This is a genomic window from Streptomyces sp. NPDC048584, from assembly GCF_043199595.1.
Classification (GTDB): Bacteria; Actinomycetota; Actinomycetes; order Streptomycetales; family Streptomycetaceae; genus Streptomyces; species Streptomyces edwardsiae.
In genome coordinates this window covers 415,026-434,285 of sequence record NZ_JBICWF010000004.1, presented here as the reverse complement: position 1 = coordinate 434,285, position 19,260 = coordinate 415,026, and the positions used below count along the sequence as shown (strand labels likewise).

The following is a 19,260-nucleotide window of genomic DNA, read 5'->3' as shown; positions in this document are numbered from 1 at the left end:
CCGCGCGGTCATACGAGGAGGACGACCGCGATGATCAGAAGGGCCAGCACGAGGACGCCCGACGCGCCCACGAGAACCAGCCCGGCCGTTCTCGAAGGCGCGGGGCGCACGGCGTCCCGCACGGGTGGCACGGGTGCCGGACCGGGCGGGGACGGTACGAAGTCAGGGACCGGTCGTCGTCCGGCCGCGGCCGGCTCACCGCGCCCCGCCGTGTGCGGCCGTACGGCGGCCGGATCACCCCGTCCCGCCGGCGGCCGTGCACCGACCGGTTCATCGCGCCCCGCCGGCGGCCGTACGTCGGCCCGTTCCGTCGGCGTAGGGGGGAAGGGCACGGACCGGCCGCCCGGCACCTCGAACGCGTTCATGTCCAGGAAGGGCCGACGGCTGGACGGTGCCGGCTCGCTCGGCAGGCGCCGCGCCATGCCCCCCAGGATGTCCGCGCCCGACCTCACCTCCGGACGGGGCTCGAGGTCGGGCTGGAGGTCGACGCGGCAGTCGAGCAGCGCCAGCAGTTCCGTGGCCGTCTCGCGGACCCCGGGGGCCGCGTGACGCAGCAGTTCGCGCCAGGCCCGTGACCGGACCGGGTCGCGGAAGTCCCTGCGGGACAGCAGCAGATGATCGGAGCCCGGCCGGTGCAGCTGTTCCCAGAGGGAGACGTCGTGGCTGAGCATCACCAGCGAGGCGTGGATGACGTGCGAGGGGAAGCGGTCCCGGTGCATCGCCGTGAGCGCGTCGGTCTCCTGGAGCGGGATCCCCGTCGAGGTACTGGCCGTGAACAGGGCCCCGGCGGTACCGACGGCGGCCGCCGTGTGGAGCAGTTCGGTCACACCGTCCGGTCCCCGTTCGACCTCGCGGGGGAGCCGGAAGTCGGGATGCCCGTCCTCGCGCCGCGGAGGAGCGGGCCAGCCGGGCGCGGTCATGGCGTCGTAGTCGACGAAACGCACCTCCGTGCCGGCCGTCACCAGCACGTTGCCGCTCTGCAGGTCCCCGTGGCTGATGACGGACCGGTGCATCTGGTAGACGGCACCGGCGAACCGGTGGGCCAGGCGCCGCAGTTCGGCGGGGGCCGTGTCCTTCCGCCGGGCGAGCAGCCGGTCGATCCAGTCGGTGAGGCGCAGACCGGGCACCCACTCCATGAGGACCACGGGCCACCACTGCCCCCGCACCCACAGCCCGCGCTCCAGGTAGCGGACGTCGGCCGCCCAGGTTCCCTGGGCGCCCTCCAGGGACTTCGCGATCTCGCGGTACCGGCGCTCGCGATGGGGTTCGTCGCGCAGAAAGCACTTCAGCGCCCAACTGTCCCCGTCCCGCGGGTCGTCCAGCCGGTATACGGCTCCGAAGGTGCCGCCGTCCGCCCCCGGCTGGCCGTCCGCGCCCAGCCTCGGCCGGCACCGTCTCAGCAGCGGGTCCTCGCTGCACTGCTCCAGCCGGGACACCGCGGCCTGGTAGTCGCCGAGGGCGGGCCGCTGGCCCGGTGTCAGCACGGTCCGCACCCTGCTCTGAGCAGCGTGATGTCGTCGTCCTCGAGCACCCCCATGCTCCGCTGGTCGTGCACCCAGTCGGGGAATCCGTCCGGCGCGGCACACTGCGCGTCCAGTGCGGCCCAGGGCCGGCCCCCCTCGTCCGTGTGCCGGAAGCACCAGCGGGCCAGGGCGTCCGTCATCAGGTAGAACACATCGCCCGGGTGCCAGTGACCCGCCCGGAGTTCCGGCCCCGGGTTCTCCTTGTTCCCGCCCGCCCGGACCACCCGGGGGACCAGGGTGCGCACGGCGACCGACTCCACCACCTGACCGGCCCGCACCTGGAACATGCACGAGTCGCCGACCGACACCGCCTGCCACGTCCCGCCACCCGGGAGGTCCGGCCCGCCGTCGTGCGCCGGGTGGGGCAGCAGCCGCACCCCCAGCACCGTCGTGGAGGGCCCCTTCTCGATCCGGTCGTGCGCGACCCAGGCCGTCACGCTGGACTTGGGGACGCCCGCGAGGAGGGCCCGCTGCCGGCCGGGCCAGCGCATCGCCGCGGCCGTGGCGACGTCGTCGAACGCCGGGGCGTCACAGAAGGCCCGGCCGGGCGCGGCGCACAGATCGCGCGCCAGCCGGTTCGCCCACCAGCCGCTGCCCGCCGAACCGCTGCTGCCGTCCGCCACGATCAGCCGGGCCTCCCCGCTGTGGCCCGCCGAGGGCAGGACCGTACGGGCGGCGTCCTCGGTCCTGGACGCGTCCATCCGCGCCTTGGGCGCTTGCAGCAGGCACCGGTCGACACTCACGCCGGGGTGCCGACGTTCAGGAAGAGCATCACCGAGCGCATGCTGGCGTTGAAGACGAAGCCCCGCGCGCCCTGTTCCACCCGCATACCGAGGTCCATGGCGGTGTCGCGCATGTCCGGGGGCAGGACGTCCGACATGGAGAACAGCTTGGCGCCCATCGGCGGGAGCCCGGCGTCGGTGCTGGGGTAGTGCGTCGGCGTGGCGACGTCGGACGAGATGTGCAGGTTGAACAGGAGCGTGGGGCCGTCCTCGGTGCCGACGGACCGCAACTGCTGGGCGGGACCGGCCGGGTCGCCGTCCGTCGACTCGCCGTCCGTCAGATTGAGGACGATGGGCGGGAAGCTGCCGGGATGCTCGGTGACCCAGCGGTCCAGGACCGTGTGCGTGTACCGCAGCGCCTGGCACATCGGCGTTCCCCCGGAGCCGGCCGACTCCAGCCACACCGGGAGCTCCACCACATGGGTGATGGGCGTGCCGTCGGGGAGGACGTCGTTCTGGGTGAGCCGTTCGGTGCGGATCCTGCCCTGGGCGAGGGCGCTCGTCGGCACCAGGTCTCGGCCGGCCAGGGGACCGCCGAGGACGGGGCCGACCCCGGCGCCGTAGCCGATGACCGAGACATGGAAGAAGTCCCAGATCTCGTCGACGCCCCGGCCGCAGCGGATGATCAGCTCGCGCAGCATGCTGTTGATGGCGTCGGCCACGGCCATCTGCTTGGACTGGGTCGTGCTGGGCATCGCCGCGCGCATGGAGCTGGACTGGTCGATCAGGAACACGATGCAGGCCGGGTTGGCCCTGCTGATTTCTGCGTCGTACACGGCGGTTGTGCCCTTCTGTGCGGGATGGCGGAGGTCGGGTCGAGGGCGTCACTTCAGGGGGCACCAGGTGCTCAGACGCCCGTCGGCGAAGCTGACGTGAAGGAGGCCGGACGCGGCGGTCACATCCGTCGGCGCGGGTCCGTCCGGGGTCAGGGGCGTCAGCTCCCTGCCGGTGCGCACCTCCAGCCGGCGGACGGTGCGGGCGCCGCGGACGTACACCACGTCGTCGGTCACGGTCGGGGCGCTGCGCCCGTCGCCGTCGGTGGACGTGCGCCACACCTCGTCGCCGTGGGCCAGTGACAGGGCGACGACGGTGCCGGCGTGGTCGGTGACCAGCAGGAGATCGCCGTGCACGGCCGGAGGGGCGGTGACCGGGCGTGCGGAGACCTGCCACCGGCGGCGCGAGGTCCCCTCGGCGGTCAGCTCGTGGACGGTGCCCCGCGCGTCCCCGATGTACGCGCCCTCCGTCGTGAGAGCCGGTGCGCAGCCGGCCGAGTCCCAGGCGGGGTGGGGGCCCCGGCTCTCCTGGCCGGTGAGCCGTACCGCGATCAGTCCCCTGGCCTCGGTGGGGACCCAGAGCCGGATCCCGTCGGTGGCGAGCGGGGAGACCACGGGTTCGTCCAGCCAGATCAGGCGCAGACCGGTGCTCGTGCCGTCCCGGCCGGGGGGCTCGTACGCGAACAGGCCGTGCGTGGTTCCGATCAGCAGCCGGTCGCCCGCGACCACCGGGGAGTGCCGGCCGGGATCGCCGTCCAGCCGCAGCCGGATCTCCCGGCCCCGGACGCCCAGTTCGTGTCCGCTGAGCTCGCCGTCCCGCAGCGCCCACCACAGCCGGCCGGCCCAGAAGACCGGCGTGGACTCGGCCGTACCGGGCAGGGACAGCGTGAGGGCGAGGCTCCCGGTGGCCGCGTCGAGGATGTGCGCGGAGCCCTCACAGGTCACGACCAGCTGGGAGTCCATGACCAGCGGCGCGGACGAGAAGGGGCCGTCCGGTTCCCATGTCCACAACGGATCCGTCCGCACGGGGGACAGGACCCGGGTGCCGTGGTCGGCCGGGACGGGCGGCGGGGTCGGGGCGGCGGAGGCGCGCGAGTGCTCCGGCCCGGACACGGCGACGGGCACGGGAGTGGGCGTGGGCGTGGGCACGGCAGTGGGCGTGGGCGTGGGCGCGGGAGCAGGAGTGGGCGTCGGCGTTCCCTGTACGGTCGCCGGCTGCCGCGTGCCCGGAACCGTGCTCCCGGCGGAGACCACGGGCGGCCGTGAGCGCACCGCGTGCGGCGCGGACACGGCGGGACGCTGCTCCTCCTGCTCGCGCTGTGCGCTCCGCGCCCCCGTGTCAGGCCCGGGAACCTCCTCGGCCAGCCGGCGCAGCAGCGCGCTCCGTACGTACTCGCTCCAGGCGTCGCGGTACACGGGGCGGCGGTGGGTGCCCCACAGCGGGGGCACGATGAGCCGCCCCAGCCGCTTGGCCCCCGGCCGCCACCGGGGCCGCTGCCGCAGCGAGCGGGTCGCCGCGCGGCGCAGCCGGGTGCCCGCGCTGCCGTGGTACGCCGCCCAGTTGGCGAGGGCGTCCTCGACGGCCCTCCGGTTGTCCTTGCGATGCGTCAGGGCGTCGATGACGTCGATGGTGGGAAAGGGGGGTACGCCGGTGCAGGCGAAGGCGGTGACCGCGCCCAGCGCGTAGATGCTGCAGGCGAGCCGCGGGACGGCGTCCGCCCGGCGGAGTTCCGGCGCCAGCCATTCCACGTCGGCCCACAGGAACGGGGGACGCGGGGTGCCGGGCCCCCGCAGCAGACTCCGCAGCCGCAGCGCCAGATGCAGGTCCACCACCACCACGCCGTCGGCGGTGAGGAACAGGTTGGACGGCTTGAGGCCGGACAGCGTGAGCCCGAGCGTGTCCAACTGCTGCGCCAGGTTGGACAGCTGCCACATCAGATACAGGGCCGCTCCGGGCGGCAGCGACGGGCCGGACGCCAGGGCATGGGCGAGGGAGACGGCGGGCGCGTGGCTGCCCTGCGCCACGGGGTCGGCGCCCAGCCACCGGGTGGCCACCCAGGCGCGGTCGGTGCCGTGGTCGTAGCCGCCGACGGTGTCCACCGTGTGCCGGTGCACGGTCCGGTTCGGTGCCTCGCGCAGCCGGCGGAAGCGCCAGAGGACCTCCTCCACCCGCTGCCAGGTCTCCCGGGGCGGCCCCCAGTCGGGGTGCAGTTCCTTGACGGCCCAGAACGAGCCGTCCGGCGCGACCCCCCGGTAGGTGTAGCCGAGCGTCCCCTCGCCCACGGGGCGCAGGCGGCTGAACTCCCCGATCGCCTTCTCCGTCATGCGCGCCTTCTCACCTGTATGGCCCGCGGTGTTGCGCCGCGGTCGTGTCGGGGCCCGGTCATGGCGCCGGTGGTGTGGGGAGGGCCCAGGCCTGCACCGTGCGGTTCCAGGTGCCGATGTACGCGTGGCCGCGCGCGACGAGGGGCGGGGCGTGCATGGTCCCGTCGGTCCGGCGCGCCCAGCGCACCTCCCCGGTCAGGGCGTCGGCGGCGGTCAGCGTGGAGTCGCAGCCGATGTACAGGGTGCCGTCGTGGTGGACCGGGGGGCAGCGCAGGCGGCCCTGTGCGGCGAGGCGCCAGCGGGGTGCGCCGGACGCCATGTCGTACGCCCACACGGTGCCGCCCACCGTCCCCACGTAGAGCAGCTCCCGGCCGGTGACGGGACCGGTGCAGGCGGCGGCCCGGCCGGATCTGCGCCACCGTTCGAGTCCGGTGCGGGTGTCGATCGCGTACAGGGTGCCGGTCCGGCTGGAGAGGAAGAGCGTGTCCCCGTGCCAGGCGGGGGCGCCCACGAGGTCCCGCGCCTGCGGCAGCCGGACGGCGGGCGAACCGTCGTACACGCTCAGGGCCTGGAGCGTGCCCTGCCAGCCGGAGACGTACGCCCGGTCCGCGGCCACCGTGGGGCGGTCGAAGACCGGCCCCTTGCCGCAGGCGCCGATCCAGCGGCGGGTGCCGGTACGGGCGCGCACCCCGTGCACGGATCCGTCACGGGCGCCCACCAGCACGGTGTCGCCCGCGACGACCGGGGTGAAGACACAGCTGTCGCCGGCGGTGTAGGTCCACCGGAAGGACCCGTCGGCGGTGTCCAGGGCGAGCAGGGTGCGGTCCGAGCAGGGCACGAAGAGCATGCCGTGGCCGGTCGCGGGGGTGTGTTCGATACGGGCGCCGAGGTCGCGCTTCCACAGGATGTGCCCGTCGTCCGCGTCCAGCAGCCATACGGCGCCGTCCAGGGAGCAGACGGCGATGCCCTCGGCGACGTCGACCGGGGAGGTGAAGTAGGCACGTCCGCCGAGCTGGTGGGTCCATACGGGTTCGGGCGTGCCCCGGACGGGGAGCAGCCGGGTGCGCGGCAGGGGCGCGTTCTGCTGTTCGAGTGCCAGCCGTTCGGTGTGTCTGACGTGCTCGAGGACACCGGTGCGGGCCGTGTCCGACAGCCACGTCGCGCTGCGGCTCCCCCGGCGCGGCCGCACCCCCTGGGCCGCGAGCAGCGTGAGGAGGTCCTGCGCGGTGACACGGGCACCGGAGTCCTGTCGTGTGCACGCCTCCACGAGCGCGGGCAGCGGGTCGGCCAGGTGGGCGAAGGATGTGGCGGGGAACCGCATGGGCCGCTTCGCCGCCGCCTCGTCCAGGTCGAGACGCCGCATCTCGGCGCCGGTGGCGGCGTACACGAGGGTCAGGCCGAGGGCGAAGATGTCGCTGGGATAGCCGGCGCGGCCGGATATCTGCTCGGGCGCCATGAACGCCTCCGTGCCGACTCGCATGGCCGGCTCGGTGAGGGTCCGGTCCAGCCTGCGGGAGACCCCGAAGTCGATGAGCCGCAGGGAGCCGTCGGCCGCGCTGAGGACGATGATGTTCGACGGCTTGAGATCGCGGTGCACGATCCTGTTCGACTGCAGGTCCACCAGGGTGAGAGCGATCTCGGCGGCCAGCCGCAGTACCGCCTCCGTGTCGAGCGGGCCGTGCAGGGCGACCAGATTCCGCAGGTCCATTCCGGGGATGTACTCGGTCGCGAACCAGGGCGGCTCACTGTCCGGATCGCATTTCAGGAGCCGGAACGTCCCCTTGGCGTCCATGCTGCCGATCGCTTCCATTTCCCGCACGAACAGATTTCTTACGTACGAGGACGGAGGCGGATCGGTCTGCAGCGCTTTCACGACGGCCAGCGTCGAACCGGTGTGCGGTTGTTCTTCGGTCGCCAGATAGACGGTGGCCATTCCGCCGCATCCCAGCACCCCCAGCAGGGTGAACGGGCCCAGTTGCCTGGGGTCGCCCGAGCTCAGATTCTTCAAGTCCCCTTCACTCCCCCTTGCTGAAAAGGACATGCCTTTCGATTTTCGCGGCGCCTCCCCGACAGAGGCGGTCGTGCACTCCCGAAGTGATCGGAGACGCTTCGAGTGAACCGAAGATACTTCACTACAGGCCTATTTGTGTATGGCGGTACGGGTGTGTCGTTGAATATGACGCGAGATGATTGATTTCTTTTTTGAATCGAATTTATCTTTATGGAAATTGATCGCGGGAATGCCGCACTATGATCATTCGGGATCATGTCGTGACAGGTGTGGCCGACATGCGCCCCTCGCGGAACGCCGTCCCGCGCCAGACTGGGGGCATGGACGCAACGCGGATCGACGACTACCTGCGCCGCCTGGGCGCCGAGCAGCCCGCCTGGCCCACCGTGGACGCGCTGCGCGAACTGCATCTGCGGCATCTGGAGACCGTGCCGTTCGAGAACCTCTCCCTCCACCTCGGCGAGGAGATCGTGCTGGAGGAGAAGCGGCTGCTGGACAAGGTGGTCGAGGCCCGCCGCGGCGGCTTCTGCTACGAACTCAACGGCGCCTTCGGCGCCTTGCTCGCCGCCCTCGGCTACGACGTCCAGCTGCTCGCCGCCCGGGTGTACGGCGACGGGGGCCGGCCCGGCATCCCGTACGACCATCTCGCCCTGCGGGTACGGACGGTGGACGGCGGCGACCGGCTGGCCGACGTCGGCTTCGGCGCCCACTTCCACCTCCCCCTGGCCTTCGGGGAGCGGGGCGGCCAGGAGGACCCCGGCGGTGTGTTCCGGATCGCCGAGGCGGGCCCCGACGCGGCCGGGGTGCGCGGCGGGCACGACCGGGTGCGGGCGGCGGACCTGGACGTGAGCCGGAACGGGCGGCCGGTGTACCGGCTGGAGGTCCGGCCGAGGGCGCTCGCCGACTTCACGGCCGGCGCCTGGTGGCACAGCACCTCACCGGCCTCCCACTTCACCCGCTCCCTGGTGTGCTCGCGGATCACCGACGACGGCGGCAGGATCACGCTCGCCGGCCGCCGCCTCACCGTCACCGCCCCCGACGGCACCCGGCGGGTACGCGAGGCGGGGACGGACGAGGAGGTGCTGGCGCTCTACCGGGAGCGGTTCGGCATCACCCTGGACGAGGTGCCGGCGGTGCGCGGCAGCGGGGAGAGCGGCTGACCCGGTACCGGACAATGGCCCGTGTGAGTGATGTGCGACATGTGCTGGTGCTGCCCGACCGTGATGCCGCCGAGGAGGTCGCCGAGGCCCTCGGGGAGCGGTTCGGCGTGCGGGAGGAACCGCGGCTGGTGCGGGACGCCCTGGCGGGCGAGGACGACGCGGAGGACGCCCAGTGGCTCGTCGTCCTGCGCGACGAGGCACGGCGGCTGGACCCGGGGGAGCTCGACGAGTTCGTGGCCGCGTGGGACGGCTGGCGCGAGGAGCCGTAGCCCCGCCGGCTGCCGGACGGCGTTGTCGGTGCCCCGTGCGATGCTTGTCGCGATGGCCAGGAAGACCGCATCCGACGACCTTCTCGCCCCGGTGACGCTCGCCGTGGGCCAGGAGGACCTGCTGCTCGACCGCGTTGTGCGGGACGTGGTGGCCGCAGCCCGCGCCGCCGACGCCGACACGGACGTACGCGACCTGACACCCGACCGGCTCCAGCCCGGCACCCTCGCCGAGCTGACCAGCCCGTCGCTCTTCGCGGAGCGCAAGGTCGTCGTCGTACGCGATGCGCAGGACCTCTCGGCCGACACCGTCAAGGACGTGAAGGCGTACCTCGGCGCACCCGCCGAGGAGATCACGCTGGTGCTGCTGCACGCGGGCGGCGCCAAGGGCAAGGGGCTGCTGGACGCGGCGCGCAAGGCGGGGGCGCGGGAGGTGGCGTGCCCGAAGATGACCAAGCCGGCGGACCGGCTGGCGTTCGTCCGGGGCGAGTTCCGGACCGCGGGGCGCTCGGCCACCGCGGAAGCGTGCCAGGCGCTGGTCGACTCCCTCGGCAGCGATCTGCGCGAGCTGGCCTCGGCGGTGTCCCAGCTGACCGCGGACATCGAGGGCACCATCGACGAGGCCGTCGTCGGCCGGTACTACACGGGGCGGGCGGAGGCGTCGAGCTTCGCGGTCGCCGACCGCGCGGTCGAGGGCCGGGCGGTCGAGGCCCTGGAGGCCCTGCGCTGGTCGCTGTCGACGGGCGTGGCGCCGGTGCTGATCACCAGCGCGCTGGCCCAGGGCGTCCGCGCGATCGGCAAGCTCCAGTCGTCCCCGAACGCCCGCCCCGCCGACCTCGGCATGCCGCCCTGGAAGATCAACCAGGTGCGCCAGCAGATGCGCGGCTGGACACCGGACGGCGTGTCCGTCGCCCTGCGCGCGGTCGCCGCGGCGGACGCGGGCGTCAAGGGCGGCGGCGACGACCCGGAGTACGCCCTGGAGAAGGCGGTCGTCACGATCGCCCGCGCGGCCCGTTCACGGGGCCGGGCGTAGACACCGCTGCCGTCGGCTCCCCGGCGGCCCTGTGGGTCACGCGCGGTGCCCGGGGCCGGGCACCGCGGGGGAGCCCGGCCGCGTCAGCAGACGTCAGCAGGTCGGGGAGGTGCTGATCCTGATGCCGGTGGCGCGTCCGTCGGTGACGGTGAACGAGGAGCTGGGAGGCATGCAGCGCACCTGAGTACTGCCGTTGAAGATGTAGCGGACGTAGGCGACGTCGTCGTTGCGGGTGTTGACGACCGTCAGGTAGCCGTTCCTGACGGGGACGCTCTGGTAGGTGCTCGTGACGTCCTGGTACCTCTGGAAGTAGTTCCCGTAGTAGTCCAGTGAGTTGTAGAAGCACACATGCGGGTAGGGGCAGGTACTGCCCAGGTCGTCCGCGGCGGCGGGCGGAGCACCGGTCATGGCGAGCACGCCGGCCGCGGCCGCCGCGACGGAGGCGAGGCGTGTCTTCCACCTGGACGGGACCTTCTTCGGAGATGCCATCTGTTACCCCTCGGGAGAGCGCCGGACCGACGGTCCGGGAAGCGGACGTCGTCGCACCGTAACAACGGCGGTCGGGGCCCAAGGACCCGCGAAGTGGCAACATCCTGCCGCCGGTTGGCAGTACGCAGTCCCGCCGACCTGGTGAGCGTCTACGTGAGCAGGAAGTCCCCTCCCGGCACGCGCCCGTGCGTGGCCGCTTTCGTGGCCTTCGCCGCAGCGGGCTGAACGAGGGGTGGGGGGGGGGGGGGGGGGGGGGGGGGGGGGGCGCCGCCGCCCCCCCCCCCCCCCCCCCGCCCCACCGTCACGGAGTGACCCTCACGCCTCGCGTGCGCCCTCGTACATCTCCTCGATGAGGTTCTTGTACTCCCGCTCCACCACCGGCCGCTTCAGCTTCAGGCTCGGGGTGATCTCGCCGTGTTCGATGTCGAGGTCGCGCGGGAGGAGGCGGAACTTCTTGATGGTCTGCCAGCGCTGCAGGCCCTCGTTGAGCTGCCTGACGTAGCCGTCGACCATCGCGACCGTGGCGGGCGCGGCGACGATCTCCGCGTACGGCCTGCCCTCCAGGCCGTTCTCGGCGGCCCAGGGCGCGAGGGCGGCCTCGTCCAGGGCGATGAGGGCGGTGCAGTAGTTCCGGTCGGCGCCGTGGACGAGGATGTTGGAGACGTACGGGCAGACGGCCTTGAACTGGCCCTCGACCTCGGCGGGGGCGATGTACTTGCCGCCGGAGGTCTTGATGAGGTCCTTCTTGCGGTCGGTGATGCGCAGGTAGCCGTCGGCGGAGAGTTCGCCGATGTCGCCGGTGTGGAACCAGCCGTCCTCCTCCAGGACCTCGGCGGTCTTCTCGGGCAGGTTGTGGTAGCCCTGCATGATGCCGGGGCCGCGCAGCAGGATCTCGCCGTCGGCGGCGACACGGACCTCGGTGCCGGGCAGCGGCTTGCCGACGGTGCCGGTGCGGTAGGCCTCGCCGGGATTGACGAAGGAGGCGGCGGAGGACTCGGTGAGGCCGTAACCCTCCAGGATGTGGATGCCGGCGCCGGAGAAGAAGTAGCCGATCTCGGGAGCGAGGGCGGCGGAGCCGGAGACACAGGCGCGGAGGTTGCCGCCGAACGCCTCGCGGATCTTGGCGTAGACGAGCTTGTCGGCCAGGTTGTGCTTCGCCGTGAGGGCGAAGGGCGCGCTCGCGGTGCCGGTGCGGCGGAAGTTGTCCTGGGTGACCTTGGCGTACTCGCGGGCGACGCCCGCGGCCCACTGGAAGATCTTGTACTTGGCGCCGCCCCCGGCCTTCGCCTTGGCGGCGACGCCGTTGTAGACCTTCTCGAAGATGCGGGGCACGCCCGCCATGTAGGTCGGCCTGACCACCGGAAGGTTCTCGATGATCTTGTCGACGCGGCCGTCGACGGCGGTGACGTGGCCGACCTCGATCTGCCCGGAGGTGAGCACCTTGCCGAAGACGTGCGCGAGCGGCAGCCACAGATACTGCACATCGTCGCCGCTGACCAGCCCGGTCGCGACGGTCGCCTTCGCCATGTACGACCAGCAGTCGTGCGGCAGGCGGACGCCCTTGGGGCGGCCGGTGGTGCCGGAGGTGTAGATGAGGGTGGCGAGCTGGTCCTTGGTGATCGCGGCGACCCGCTCCTTGATCAGCTCCGGTTCCTTCTGGAGCCGGGCGGCGCCGAGCTTCTCCAGGTCGGTGAGGGTGATCACGAAGTCGTCGGTCTCGACGCCGGCCGGGTCGACGGCCACGACACGGGTGAGTTCGGGCAGCTCGGCGCGCTTCTCGACGGCCTTGGCGACCTGTTCGGCGTTCTCCGCGATGAGCACCCGGCTCTGGGAGTCGGACAGGATGTAGGCGGACTCGTCGGCGTTGGTCTGCGGGTAGACCGTGGTGGTGGCGGCGCCGGCGCAGAGGATGCCGAGGTCGGCGAGGATCCACTCGACCCGGGTGGAGGAGGCGAGCGCGACCCGCTGCTCGGCCTCGACGCCCAGCTCGATCAGGCCGGCCGCGATGGCGTGCACCCGTTCGGCGGCACCCGCCCAGGTGAGGGACTTCCAGTCGTCGGGGCCCTCGCCGGAGGCGGCCGGTACGGGGTAGCGGTAGGCCTCCTTGTCCGGGGTGGCCGTCACGCGCTCCAGGAAGAGGGTCGCCACGCTCGGCGGACGGTTCTCGATCAGTGTCTGTGTGTCGCTCACGACATCCTCCGGGGACCGCGACGGTGCGGCTGGATCAGTGCGGCTGGGTTTCCTCGCGCCGTTGTTTAACTGGCGAGTAACTATCGAGCAGGGATCAGAGTAAAGGCCGTCCGGCGCGGGCGTAAGGGCCTGCGGCCTGTTACTTCGTACAGAGAGCCACCCGGCGGACGCGCGGGGGCCCGTCGCACTTTCGTGCGACGGGCCCCCGTTCCGTCCGATTCGCGCGGTGACCCGCGGTAACCTCCGGTTACTTCTTGCCCTTGCCCGATCCCGCGGCGTCGTCGCTGGAGAGCACCGCGATGAAGGCCTCCTGCGGGACCTCCACGGAACCCACCATCTTCATCCGCTTCTTGCCCTCCTTCTGCTTCTCCAGCAGCTTCCGCTTACGGGAGATGTCACCGCCGTAGCACTTGGCGAGGACGTCCTTGCGGATGGCGCGGATGGTCTCGCGGGCGATCACCCGGGAGCCGATGGCCGCCTGGATCGGCACCTCGAACGCCTGGCGCGGGATGAGCTCGCGCAGCTTGGCGACGAGCCGCACCCCGTACGCGTACGCCGCGTCCTTGTGGGTGATCGCGGAGAACGCGTCCACCTTGTCGCCGTGCAGCAGGATGTCGACCTTGACCAGGCTGGAGGTCTGCTCGCCGGTGGGCTCGTAGTCGAGGGAGGCGTAGCCGCGGGTCTTGGACTTCAGCTGGTCGAAGAAGTCGAAGACGATCTCGGCGAGGGGGAGCGTGTAACGGATCTCCACGCGGTCCTCGGAGAGGTAGTCCATGCCGAGCAGGGTGCCGCGCCGGGTCTGGCACAGCTCCATGATCGCGCCGATGAACTCGGTCGGCGCGAGGATCGTGGCGCGCACGACCGGCTCGTACACCTCGTCGATCTTGCCCTCGGGGAACTCGCTCGGGTTGGTGACGACGTGCTCGGTGCCGTCCTCCATGATCACGCGGTAGACCACGTTGGGCGCGGTGGCGATCAGGTCGAGGCCGAACTCGCGCTCCAACCGCTCGCGGATCACGTCGAGGTGCAGCAGGCCCAGGAAGCCGACACGGAAGCCGAAACCGAGGGCCGCGGAGGTCTCCGGCTCGTAGACCAGGGCGGCGTCGTTGAGCAGGAGCTTGTCCAGCGCGTCGCGCAGCAGGGGGTAGTCCGAGCCGTCCAGCGGATACAGACCGGAGAAGACCATGGGCCTGGGGTCCTTGTAACCGCCGAGCGCCTCCTCGGCGCCCTTGTGCATGCTGGTGACGGTGTCACCGACCTTGGACTGGCGGACGTCCTTCACACCGGTGATCAGGTAGCCCACCTCGCCGACGCCGAGACCGTCGGCGGCCAGCATCTCCGGGGAGTTGGTGCCGATCTCCAGCAGCTCGTGGGTGGCGCCGGTGGACATCATGCGGATGCGCTCGCGCTTGTTGAGCTGGCCGTCGATGACACGGACGTACGTCACGACACCGCGGTACGAGTCGTAGACCGAGTCGAAGATCATCGCGCGGGCGGGGGCGTCCTTGACGCCGACCGGGGCCGGGACCTCGGCGACCACGCGGTCCAGCAGCGCCTCGACGCCGAGACCGGTCTTCGCGGAGACCTTGAGCACGTCGTCGGGGTCGCAGCCGACCAGGTTCGCCAGCTCCTCGGCGAACTTCTCCGGCTGTGCGGCCGGCAGGTCGATCTTGTTGAGTACGGGGATGATCGTGAGGTCGTTCTCCATCGCCAGGTAGAGGTTGGCGAGGGTCTGGGCCTCGATGCCCTGGGCGGCGTCGACGAGGAGGACCGTGCCCTCGCAGGCGGCGAGGGAGCGGGAGACCTCGTAGGTGAAGTCGACGTGCCCGGGGGTGTCGATCATGTTGAGGATGTGCGGGTTGCCCTTGTCGCCGGTGGGCGCCCAGGGCAGCCTCACCGCCTGGGACTTGATCGTGATGCCTCGCTCGCGCTCGATGTCCATGCGGTCGAGGTACTGAGCGCGCATCTGCCGCTGCTCGACCACACCGGTCAGCTGGAGCATCCGGTCGGCGAGCGTGGACTTGCCGTGGTCGATGTGCGCGATGATGCAGAAATTGCGGATCAGCGCGGGGTCGGTACGGCTCGGCTCGGGCACATGGCTGGGGGTCGCGGGCACGCAGGGTCCTGATTCTTGAGGCGTCCGCATACGTGTGCTTGTGCGTCTGCGGTCTCGGGTCGGATCGATACGTAGCTTCCATCGTCCCACGGGCGGCGACCGGGGACGGGTTTGGGCCGCTGAATGGGCCGCTGGTAGTGTGGGGGGCTGTGTCTCATGCCCTCTCGGTGCGAGGCACACCTTCTGAAAATCACCGGTGCGTGCCCCGTGCGGGCCCGTGCCAGAACCTGTAGAGGCTCATTCGTGGCGAACATCAAGTCCCAGATCAAGCGGAACAAGACCAACGAGAAGGCGCGGCTGCGCAACAAGGCCGTCAAGTCCTCTCTGAAGACCGCGATCCGCAAGGCCCGTGAGGCCGCCGCCGCGGGTGACGTCGAGAAGGCCACCGAGTACCAGCGCGTCGCCGCGCGTCAGCTCGACAAGGCCGTCTCCAAGGGCGTCATCCACAAGAACCAGGCCGCCAACAAGAAGTCGGCGCTGGCTACGAAGGTCGCGGCCGTCAAGGGCTGAACCATCCTTTGATCTGACCGTCGGCTGGACCCCGGGCGGGCCCTCTCTCATCCGCCCCCGGCCGGCATCCCGAGCTCGTACGCGGCCTGCGTTCGCCACGCGGGTACGGGCTCACACGCTTCATCCGAAGGCCTCACCCTCCACCCTTCCCCGGGTGGTGGGCGGGGCCTTCGGCCTTTCCCCGCTGGGCCCGGCCCCGCGAGCGGGCCGCGCGGCGCCCGGCGCGTACCACCGAAGGCCCGGGGAGAGCGCCGCGCGGCAAGCGGGAGGCCCCTGCTCCCGCAGAGCTACGAGGCCGCCCGCCCGCACAGCAGCACCGGCGAGCGGACCTTCCCCCGCTCGGTGACCTCATCGAGCGGCCCCCTCGGCTCGCTCGTGGGGCCGGCCCCTCGGACTCGCCGGAATGGGCCGCAGCCCATTGCCCCGCCGACGATCCCGTGCGTGTCCCCGCGAGATCCGGTGCGCACTGCGCGGGGCGGGCCGCCGCGAACTGGTCGAGGTCGTCCATGGAGAGCCCGGACCGCTGAGGGCGCCGACTTCGGTGTTGCCCGCATGTGATCGGTTTTCGGGCAGGTGTGTGTCTGATTCCCCAAGCCGTTTTCACTCTCAATGGTCAACTTCGGTAACCCAGTGCTTATGGGCGGGTCCCGTCTGTCACCCTGTCGGCAGCGATCGAGTTCTCTTCGTACGAACTGCCCGGGGAGCCGCCCATGCGGGCCATTCCGACCCAGCGGGAGACCGCCCCGTGCGCCCCCGACGCGCGGGGGTGCGCGCGGGTGGAGACGACCCTGACCGGAAGCCCCCTCGCGCCCGGTTCCGCGCGGGCGCTGCTGCGCAAGGCGCTCACCGAGTGGGCGGAACTCGCGCTGCCCGGCGCCGCGCACCTCACCGGCCGGACCGGCGACGACGCCACCCTCATCGCCAGCGAACTGGTCACCAACGCCGTCGTGCACGCCGGCACCGAAGTGCGCCTGACCTGCCGGCTGGAGCAGGAGACCGGTGCCCTCGTCATCGAGGTCACCGACCGGCACCCCTCCCGCGCACCGCGCGGCGGCGAACCGGAGACCGCCTGCGCGCGGGACGCCGCCGAGTACGGACGGGGCCTGCGCCTGGTCGCCGCGCTCTCCGACTCCTGGGGGATCACCTACCGTCCGGGCGCGAAGACCGTGTGGGCGCGGCTGCCCACGGGGGAGTACGCGGCCGGCGAGCGGACCGACCCGTACGGCGACGAGTACGCGCCGGCACCCGACCTGCGGGTCGCGGAGATCCTCGCGCCCGACCCCCTGGACCCGCCGGCCGACCGGAGCGCGCAGGGGCACCGCGAGGGGGCCCCGGGCCGGGACACCTGGCTGGCCGGGTCGTACGGGGACGACTGGCTCGCCCGCCGCGACGGACGCGACGGCACCTGGCTGGGGCGCGGGGCCCTGTCCTTCCTCGCCGAGGCGTCCGACCTGCTCGCCGGGCAACTCGACGAGGACCTGGTCACCTCCCTCGCCGGGCAGTTGATCGTGCCGCGGCTGGCCGACTGGTGCGCGGTGTGGCTGGAGGACGAGACCACCGGCCGCGGCGGCTGGAGCGACGGCGCCCCACGGTCCGACGGGCCACGCCTCGCCCGCGTCTGGCACGCCGGTGAAAGCTGTATCGAGGCCCTGAGCCGGGTGCTCCGGCACAACCCGCCCGCCCTCGGCGACCCGTTCCTCCCGGGACCGGCCGCCTATCCGTGGCCGGGCGCGGCAGCGGACACCCCGCGGGACGACCCGGACGGTGTTCCCGCCGGTGAGGTGTCCGGCACCGCCCTCGCCTACCGCCTCGTCGCCGGCGGACGCCCGCTGGGCACCCTCGTCATCGGCCGGGGCGGTATCGACCGCTTCCCCGACGAGATCACCGGCCTGGCCGAGGACCTCGGCCGACGCGTCGCCCTCGCCATCGGGGCAGCGCGGCAGTACTCCCGGCAGGCCACCATCAGCGCCGTACTGCAGCGCGGACTGCTGCCCGGTGCCGTCGCCGAGATCCCCGGTGTGCGCAGCGCCCTCGTCTACGAACCCTGCGACAAGGGCGGACCGAGCGGCGACTTCTACGATCTCTTCCCCGCCGGACAGGGCCGCTGGTGCTTCGCCGTCGGCGACGTCCAGGGCAAGGGGCCCGAGGCCGCCGTCGTCATCGGCCTCGTCCGCCCCTGGCTGCGGCTGCTCGCCCGCGAGGGCTACCAGGTCGCCGACGTCCTCGACCGCCTCAACCAGCTCCTCCTCGACGACGCCACCGAGGCCGCCGACGCCGCCGCCCGCGCCCTGGTGGCCGCCGGCGCCCGCCCGACCGCGCCCGGCGACGGCCCCCAGACCCGATTCCTCTCCCTCCTCTATGGCGAACTCGTCCCCTTCGCCGGCGGTTTCCGCTGCACCCTCGCCTCGGCCGGACACCCCCTCCCCCTCCTGCTCGCCCCCGACGGCTCGGTCACCGCCGTGGCCCAGCCGCAGACCCTGATCGGCGTCGTCGACGACGTCACCTACACCAGCGAGACCTTCGACATGTACTCCGGCGACACCCTCCTGTGCGTCACCGACGGAGTCACCGAGCGGCGCTCCGGCTCCCGCCAGTTCGACGACGGCGACGGACTCGCCACCGCCCTGTCCGGATGCGCGGGCCTGCACGCGGAGCCGATAGCGGAACGCATCACCCGGCTCGTGCACGAGTTCGGGGCCCGCCCGCCCGCCGACGATCTCGCCCTCCTGGTGCTCCAGGCGGAGTGACGCGGCCGGTGCGGGACAATGGAGCACATGCCTTCCGCACTCCCCGACGGCGAGCCCGTCCCCGCCGACGGCGCGCTGCCCGCCTCCGCGCTCGCCGGGGCCGCCGAGCGCCCCCTCGGCTTCTACCTGCACGTCCCGTACTGCGCGACCCGCTGCGGCTACTGCGACTTCAACACCTACACCGCGACCGAGCTGCGCGGCAGCGGCGGCGTACTGGCCTCCCGCGACAACTACGCCGACACCCTCGTCGACGAGGTCCGCCTGGCCCGCAAGGTGCTGGGCGACGACCCGCGCGAGGTCCGCACGGTCTTCGTCGGAGGCGGTACGCCGACGCTGCTGGCCGCGGACGATCTCGTACGGATGCTGGCGGCGATCCGGGAGGAGTTCGGCCTCGCGCCGGACGCCGAGGTGACGACGGAGGCGAATCCGGAGTCGGTCGACCCCGCCTATCTCGCGACCCTGCGCGCCGGCGGCTTCAACCGGATCTCCTTCGGCATGCAGAGCGCCCGGCAGCACGTACTGAAGGTCCTCGACCGCACCCACACCCCCGGCCGCCCCGAGGCCTGCGTCGCCGAGGCCCGCGCGGCCGGCTTCGGCCATGTCAACCTCGACCTGATCTACGGCACCCCGGGGGAGTCCGACGACGACTGGCGGGCGTCCCTGGACGCGGCGATCGGCGCCGGCCCCGACCATGTGTCCGCGTACGCGCTGATCGTCGAGGAGGGCACGCAGCTCGCCCGCCGTATCCGGCGGGGCGAGGTGCCGATGACGGACGACGACGTCCACGCGGACCGGTATCTGATCGCCGAGGAGACGCTGTCGGCGGCGGGGTTCGACTGGTACGAGGTGTCGAACTGGGCCACCTCGGACGCGGGCCGCTGCCTGCACAACGAGCTGTACTGGCGTGGCGCCGACTGGTGGGGCGCGGGGCCGGGCGCGCACTCGCACGTGGGGGGCGTGCGCTGGTGGAACGTCAAGCATCCGGGGGCGTACGCGGGGGCACTGGCGGCGGGACGGTCGCCCGGGGCCGGCCGCGAGGTCCTGTCGGACGAGGACCGGAGGGTCGAGCGGATCCTGCTGGAGCTGCGGCTGCGGGAGGGCGTGCCGCTGTCACTGCTGAAAGAGGCGGGACTGGAGGCGGCTCGGCAGGCGCTGGCGGACGGACTGCTGGAGCGGGGCCCGTACGAGGAGGGCCACGCGGCCCTCACTCTGCGCGGCCGGCTGCTGGCGGACGCCGTGGTCAGGGACCTGGTGGACTGATCACTCGGGGGAGTGAATCACTGCGGAACGGGGGTTCGGCCCCTAACCTGTTTCGTAGGCTGCCGCCGACAGTGC

The 19,260-nt window shown here is 72.3% G+C and carries 14 protein-coding genes; 6 read left to right on the top strand and 8 right to left on the bottom strand.

The window, feature by feature from the left end:
* Nucleotides 1-8: 8 nt before the first annotated feature.
* From ACGFR9_RS12280 to ACGFR9_RS12260, 5 genes are read right to left on the bottom strand one after another with little or no spacing between them, the layout of a single operon-like run.
* The gene (locus ACGFR9_RS12280; RefSeq protein ID WP_393206167.1) at nucleotides 9-1,484 is read right to left on the bottom strand and encodes a hypothetical protein; all 1,476 of its coding nucleotides are present in this window, start codon (nucleotides 1,482-1,484) and stop codon (nucleotides 9-11) included.
* Complete coding sequence (locus tag ACGFR9_RS12275; protein WP_393206165.1) at nucleotides 1,478-2,266, bottom strand: hypothetical protein; 789 nt, start codon at nucleotides 2,264-2,266, stop codon at nucleotides 1,478-1,480. Before ACGFR9_RS12275 ends, ACGFR9_RS12280 begins: the two co-directional genes overlap by 7 nt.
* Nucleotides 2,263-3,081 carry a VWA domain-containing protein gene (locus tag ACGFR9_RS12270; protein ID WP_393206163.1) on the bottom strand — a complete coding sequence of 273 codons (819 nt, stop codon included), beginning with the start codon at nucleotides 3,079-3,081 and terminating at the stop codon, nucleotides 2,263-2,265. Before ACGFR9_RS12270 ends, ACGFR9_RS12275 begins: the two co-directional genes overlap by 4 nt.
* A gap of 48 nt (nucleotides 3,082-3,129) precedes the next feature.
* Complete coding sequence (locus tag ACGFR9_RS12265) at nucleotides 3,130-5,403, bottom strand: PQQ-binding-like beta-propeller repeat protein (RefSeq protein WP_393206160.1); 2,274 nt, start codon at nucleotides 5,401-5,403, stop codon at nucleotides 3,130-3,132.
* Between the two features lie 58 nt (nucleotides 5,404-5,461).
* On the bottom strand, nucleotides 5,462-7,411 hold the full coding sequence (locus ACGFR9_RS12260) for a PQQ-binding-like beta-propeller repeat protein (RefSeq protein WP_393206157.1): 1,950 nt from the start codon (nucleotides 7,409-7,411) through the stop codon (nucleotides 5,462-5,464).
* 323 nt (nucleotides 7,412-7,734) lie between these two features.
* On the opposite strand from ACGFR9_RS12260, the gene ACGFR9_RS12255 reads away from it, so the two are divergent.
* The 3 genes from ACGFR9_RS12255 to holA are packed head-to-tail and all read left to right on the top strand — an operon-like array spanning nucleotide 7,735 to nucleotide 9,873.
* Nucleotides 7,735-8,574: an arylamine N-acetyltransferase gene (locus ACGFR9_RS12255; protein WP_393206154.1), complete on the top strand. Its 840-nt coding sequence runs from the start codon at nucleotides 7,735-7,737 to the stop codon at nucleotides 8,572-8,574.
* Between the two features lie 23 nt (nucleotides 8,575-8,597).
* A complete protein-coding gene (locus tag ACGFR9_RS12250; RefSeq protein WP_393206151.1) occupies nucleotides 8,598-8,843 on the top strand; it encodes a hypothetical protein in 246 nt (81 codons plus the stop codon).
* Nucleotides 8,844-8,895: 52 nt separating this feature from the next.
* The gene (holA, locus tag ACGFR9_RS12245; protein ID WP_393206148.1) at nucleotides 8,896-9,873 is read left to right on the top strand and encodes a DNA polymerase III subunit delta; all 978 of its coding nucleotides are present in this window, start codon (nucleotides 8,896-8,898) and stop codon (nucleotides 9,871-9,873) included.
* Nucleotides 9,874-9,966: 93 nt separating this feature from the next.
* Here the strand turns inward: holA and ACGFR9_RS12240 are convergent, their stop codons facing one another.
* From ACGFR9_RS12240 to lepA, 3 genes are all read right to left on the bottom strand, one after another.
* The gene (locus tag ACGFR9_RS12240) at nucleotides 9,967-10,362 is read right to left on the bottom strand and encodes a hypothetical protein (protein ID WP_393206145.1); all 396 of its coding nucleotides are present in this window, start codon (nucleotides 10,360-10,362) and stop codon (nucleotides 9,967-9,969) included.
* 315 nt (nucleotides 10,363-10,677) lie between these two features.
* Complete coding sequence (locus tag ACGFR9_RS12235; protein WP_393206142.1) at nucleotides 10,678-12,552, bottom strand: AMP-dependent synthetase/ligase; 1,875 nt, start codon at nucleotides 12,550-12,552, stop codon at nucleotides 10,678-10,680.
* Nucleotides 12,553-12,799: 247 nt separating this feature from the next.
* Nucleotides 12,800-14,668 carry a translation elongation factor 4 gene (lepA, locus tag ACGFR9_RS12230; protein ID WP_393206139.1) on the bottom strand — a complete coding sequence of 623 codons (1,869 nt, stop codon included), beginning with the start codon at nucleotides 14,666-14,668 and terminating at the stop codon, nucleotides 12,800-12,802.
* 243 nt (nucleotides 14,669-14,911) lie between these two features.
* Here lepA and rpsT point away from each other — a divergent pair, with 243 nt between their 5' ends.
* The 3 genes from rpsT to hemW all read left to right on the top strand — a co-directional run bounded on the left by rpsT (nucleotide 14,912) and on the right by hemW (nucleotide 19,185).
* Nucleotides 14,912-15,178 carry a 30S ribosomal protein S20 gene (rpsT, locus tag ACGFR9_RS12225; protein WP_030217867.1) on the top strand — a complete coding sequence of 89 codons (267 nt, stop codon included), beginning with the start codon at nucleotides 14,912-14,914 and terminating at the stop codon, nucleotides 15,176-15,178.
* 710 nt (nucleotides 15,179-15,888) lie between these two features.
* Complete coding sequence (locus ACGFR9_RS12220; protein WP_393206135.1) at nucleotides 15,889-17,925, top strand: SpoIIE family protein phosphatase; 2,037 nt, start codon at nucleotides 15,889-15,891, stop codon at nucleotides 17,923-17,925.
* Between the two features lie 27 nt (nucleotides 17,926-17,952).
* Nucleotides 17,953-19,185, top strand: a complete 1,233-nt coding sequence (gene hemW, locus ACGFR9_RS12215; RefSeq protein ID WP_393206132.1) for a radical SAM family heme chaperone HemW — start codon at nucleotides 17,953-17,955, stop codon at nucleotides 19,183-19,185.
* Nucleotides 19,186-19,260: the final 75 nt, after the last annotated feature.

Bases quoted from the DNA above. Each gene is read 5' to 3' on its own strand.
- hemW (WP_393206132.1), top strand. From the start codon at position 17,953: ATGCCTTCCGCACTCCCCGACGGCGAGCCCGTCCCCGCCGACGGCGCG.
- holA (WP_393206148.1), top strand. From the start codon at position 8,896: ATGGCCAGGAAGACCGCATCCGACGACCTTCTCGCCCCGGTGACGCTC.
- ACGFR9_RS12265 (WP_393206160.1), bottom strand. From the start codon at position 5,403: ATGACGGAGAAGGCGATCGGGGAGTTCAGCCGCCTGCGCCCCGTGGGC.
- ACGFR9_RS12220 (WP_393206135.1), top strand. From the start codon at position 15,889: ATGCGGGCCATTCCGACCCAGCGGGAGACCGCCCCGTGCGCCCCCGAC.
- ACGFR9_RS12240 (WP_393206145.1), bottom strand. From the start codon at position 10,362: ATGGCATCTCCGAAGAAGGTCCCGTCCAGGTGGAAGACACGCCTCGCC.
- ACGFR9_RS12255 (WP_393206154.1), top strand. From the start codon at position 7,735: ATGGACGCAACGCGGATCGACGACTACCTGCGCCGCCTGGGCGCCGAG.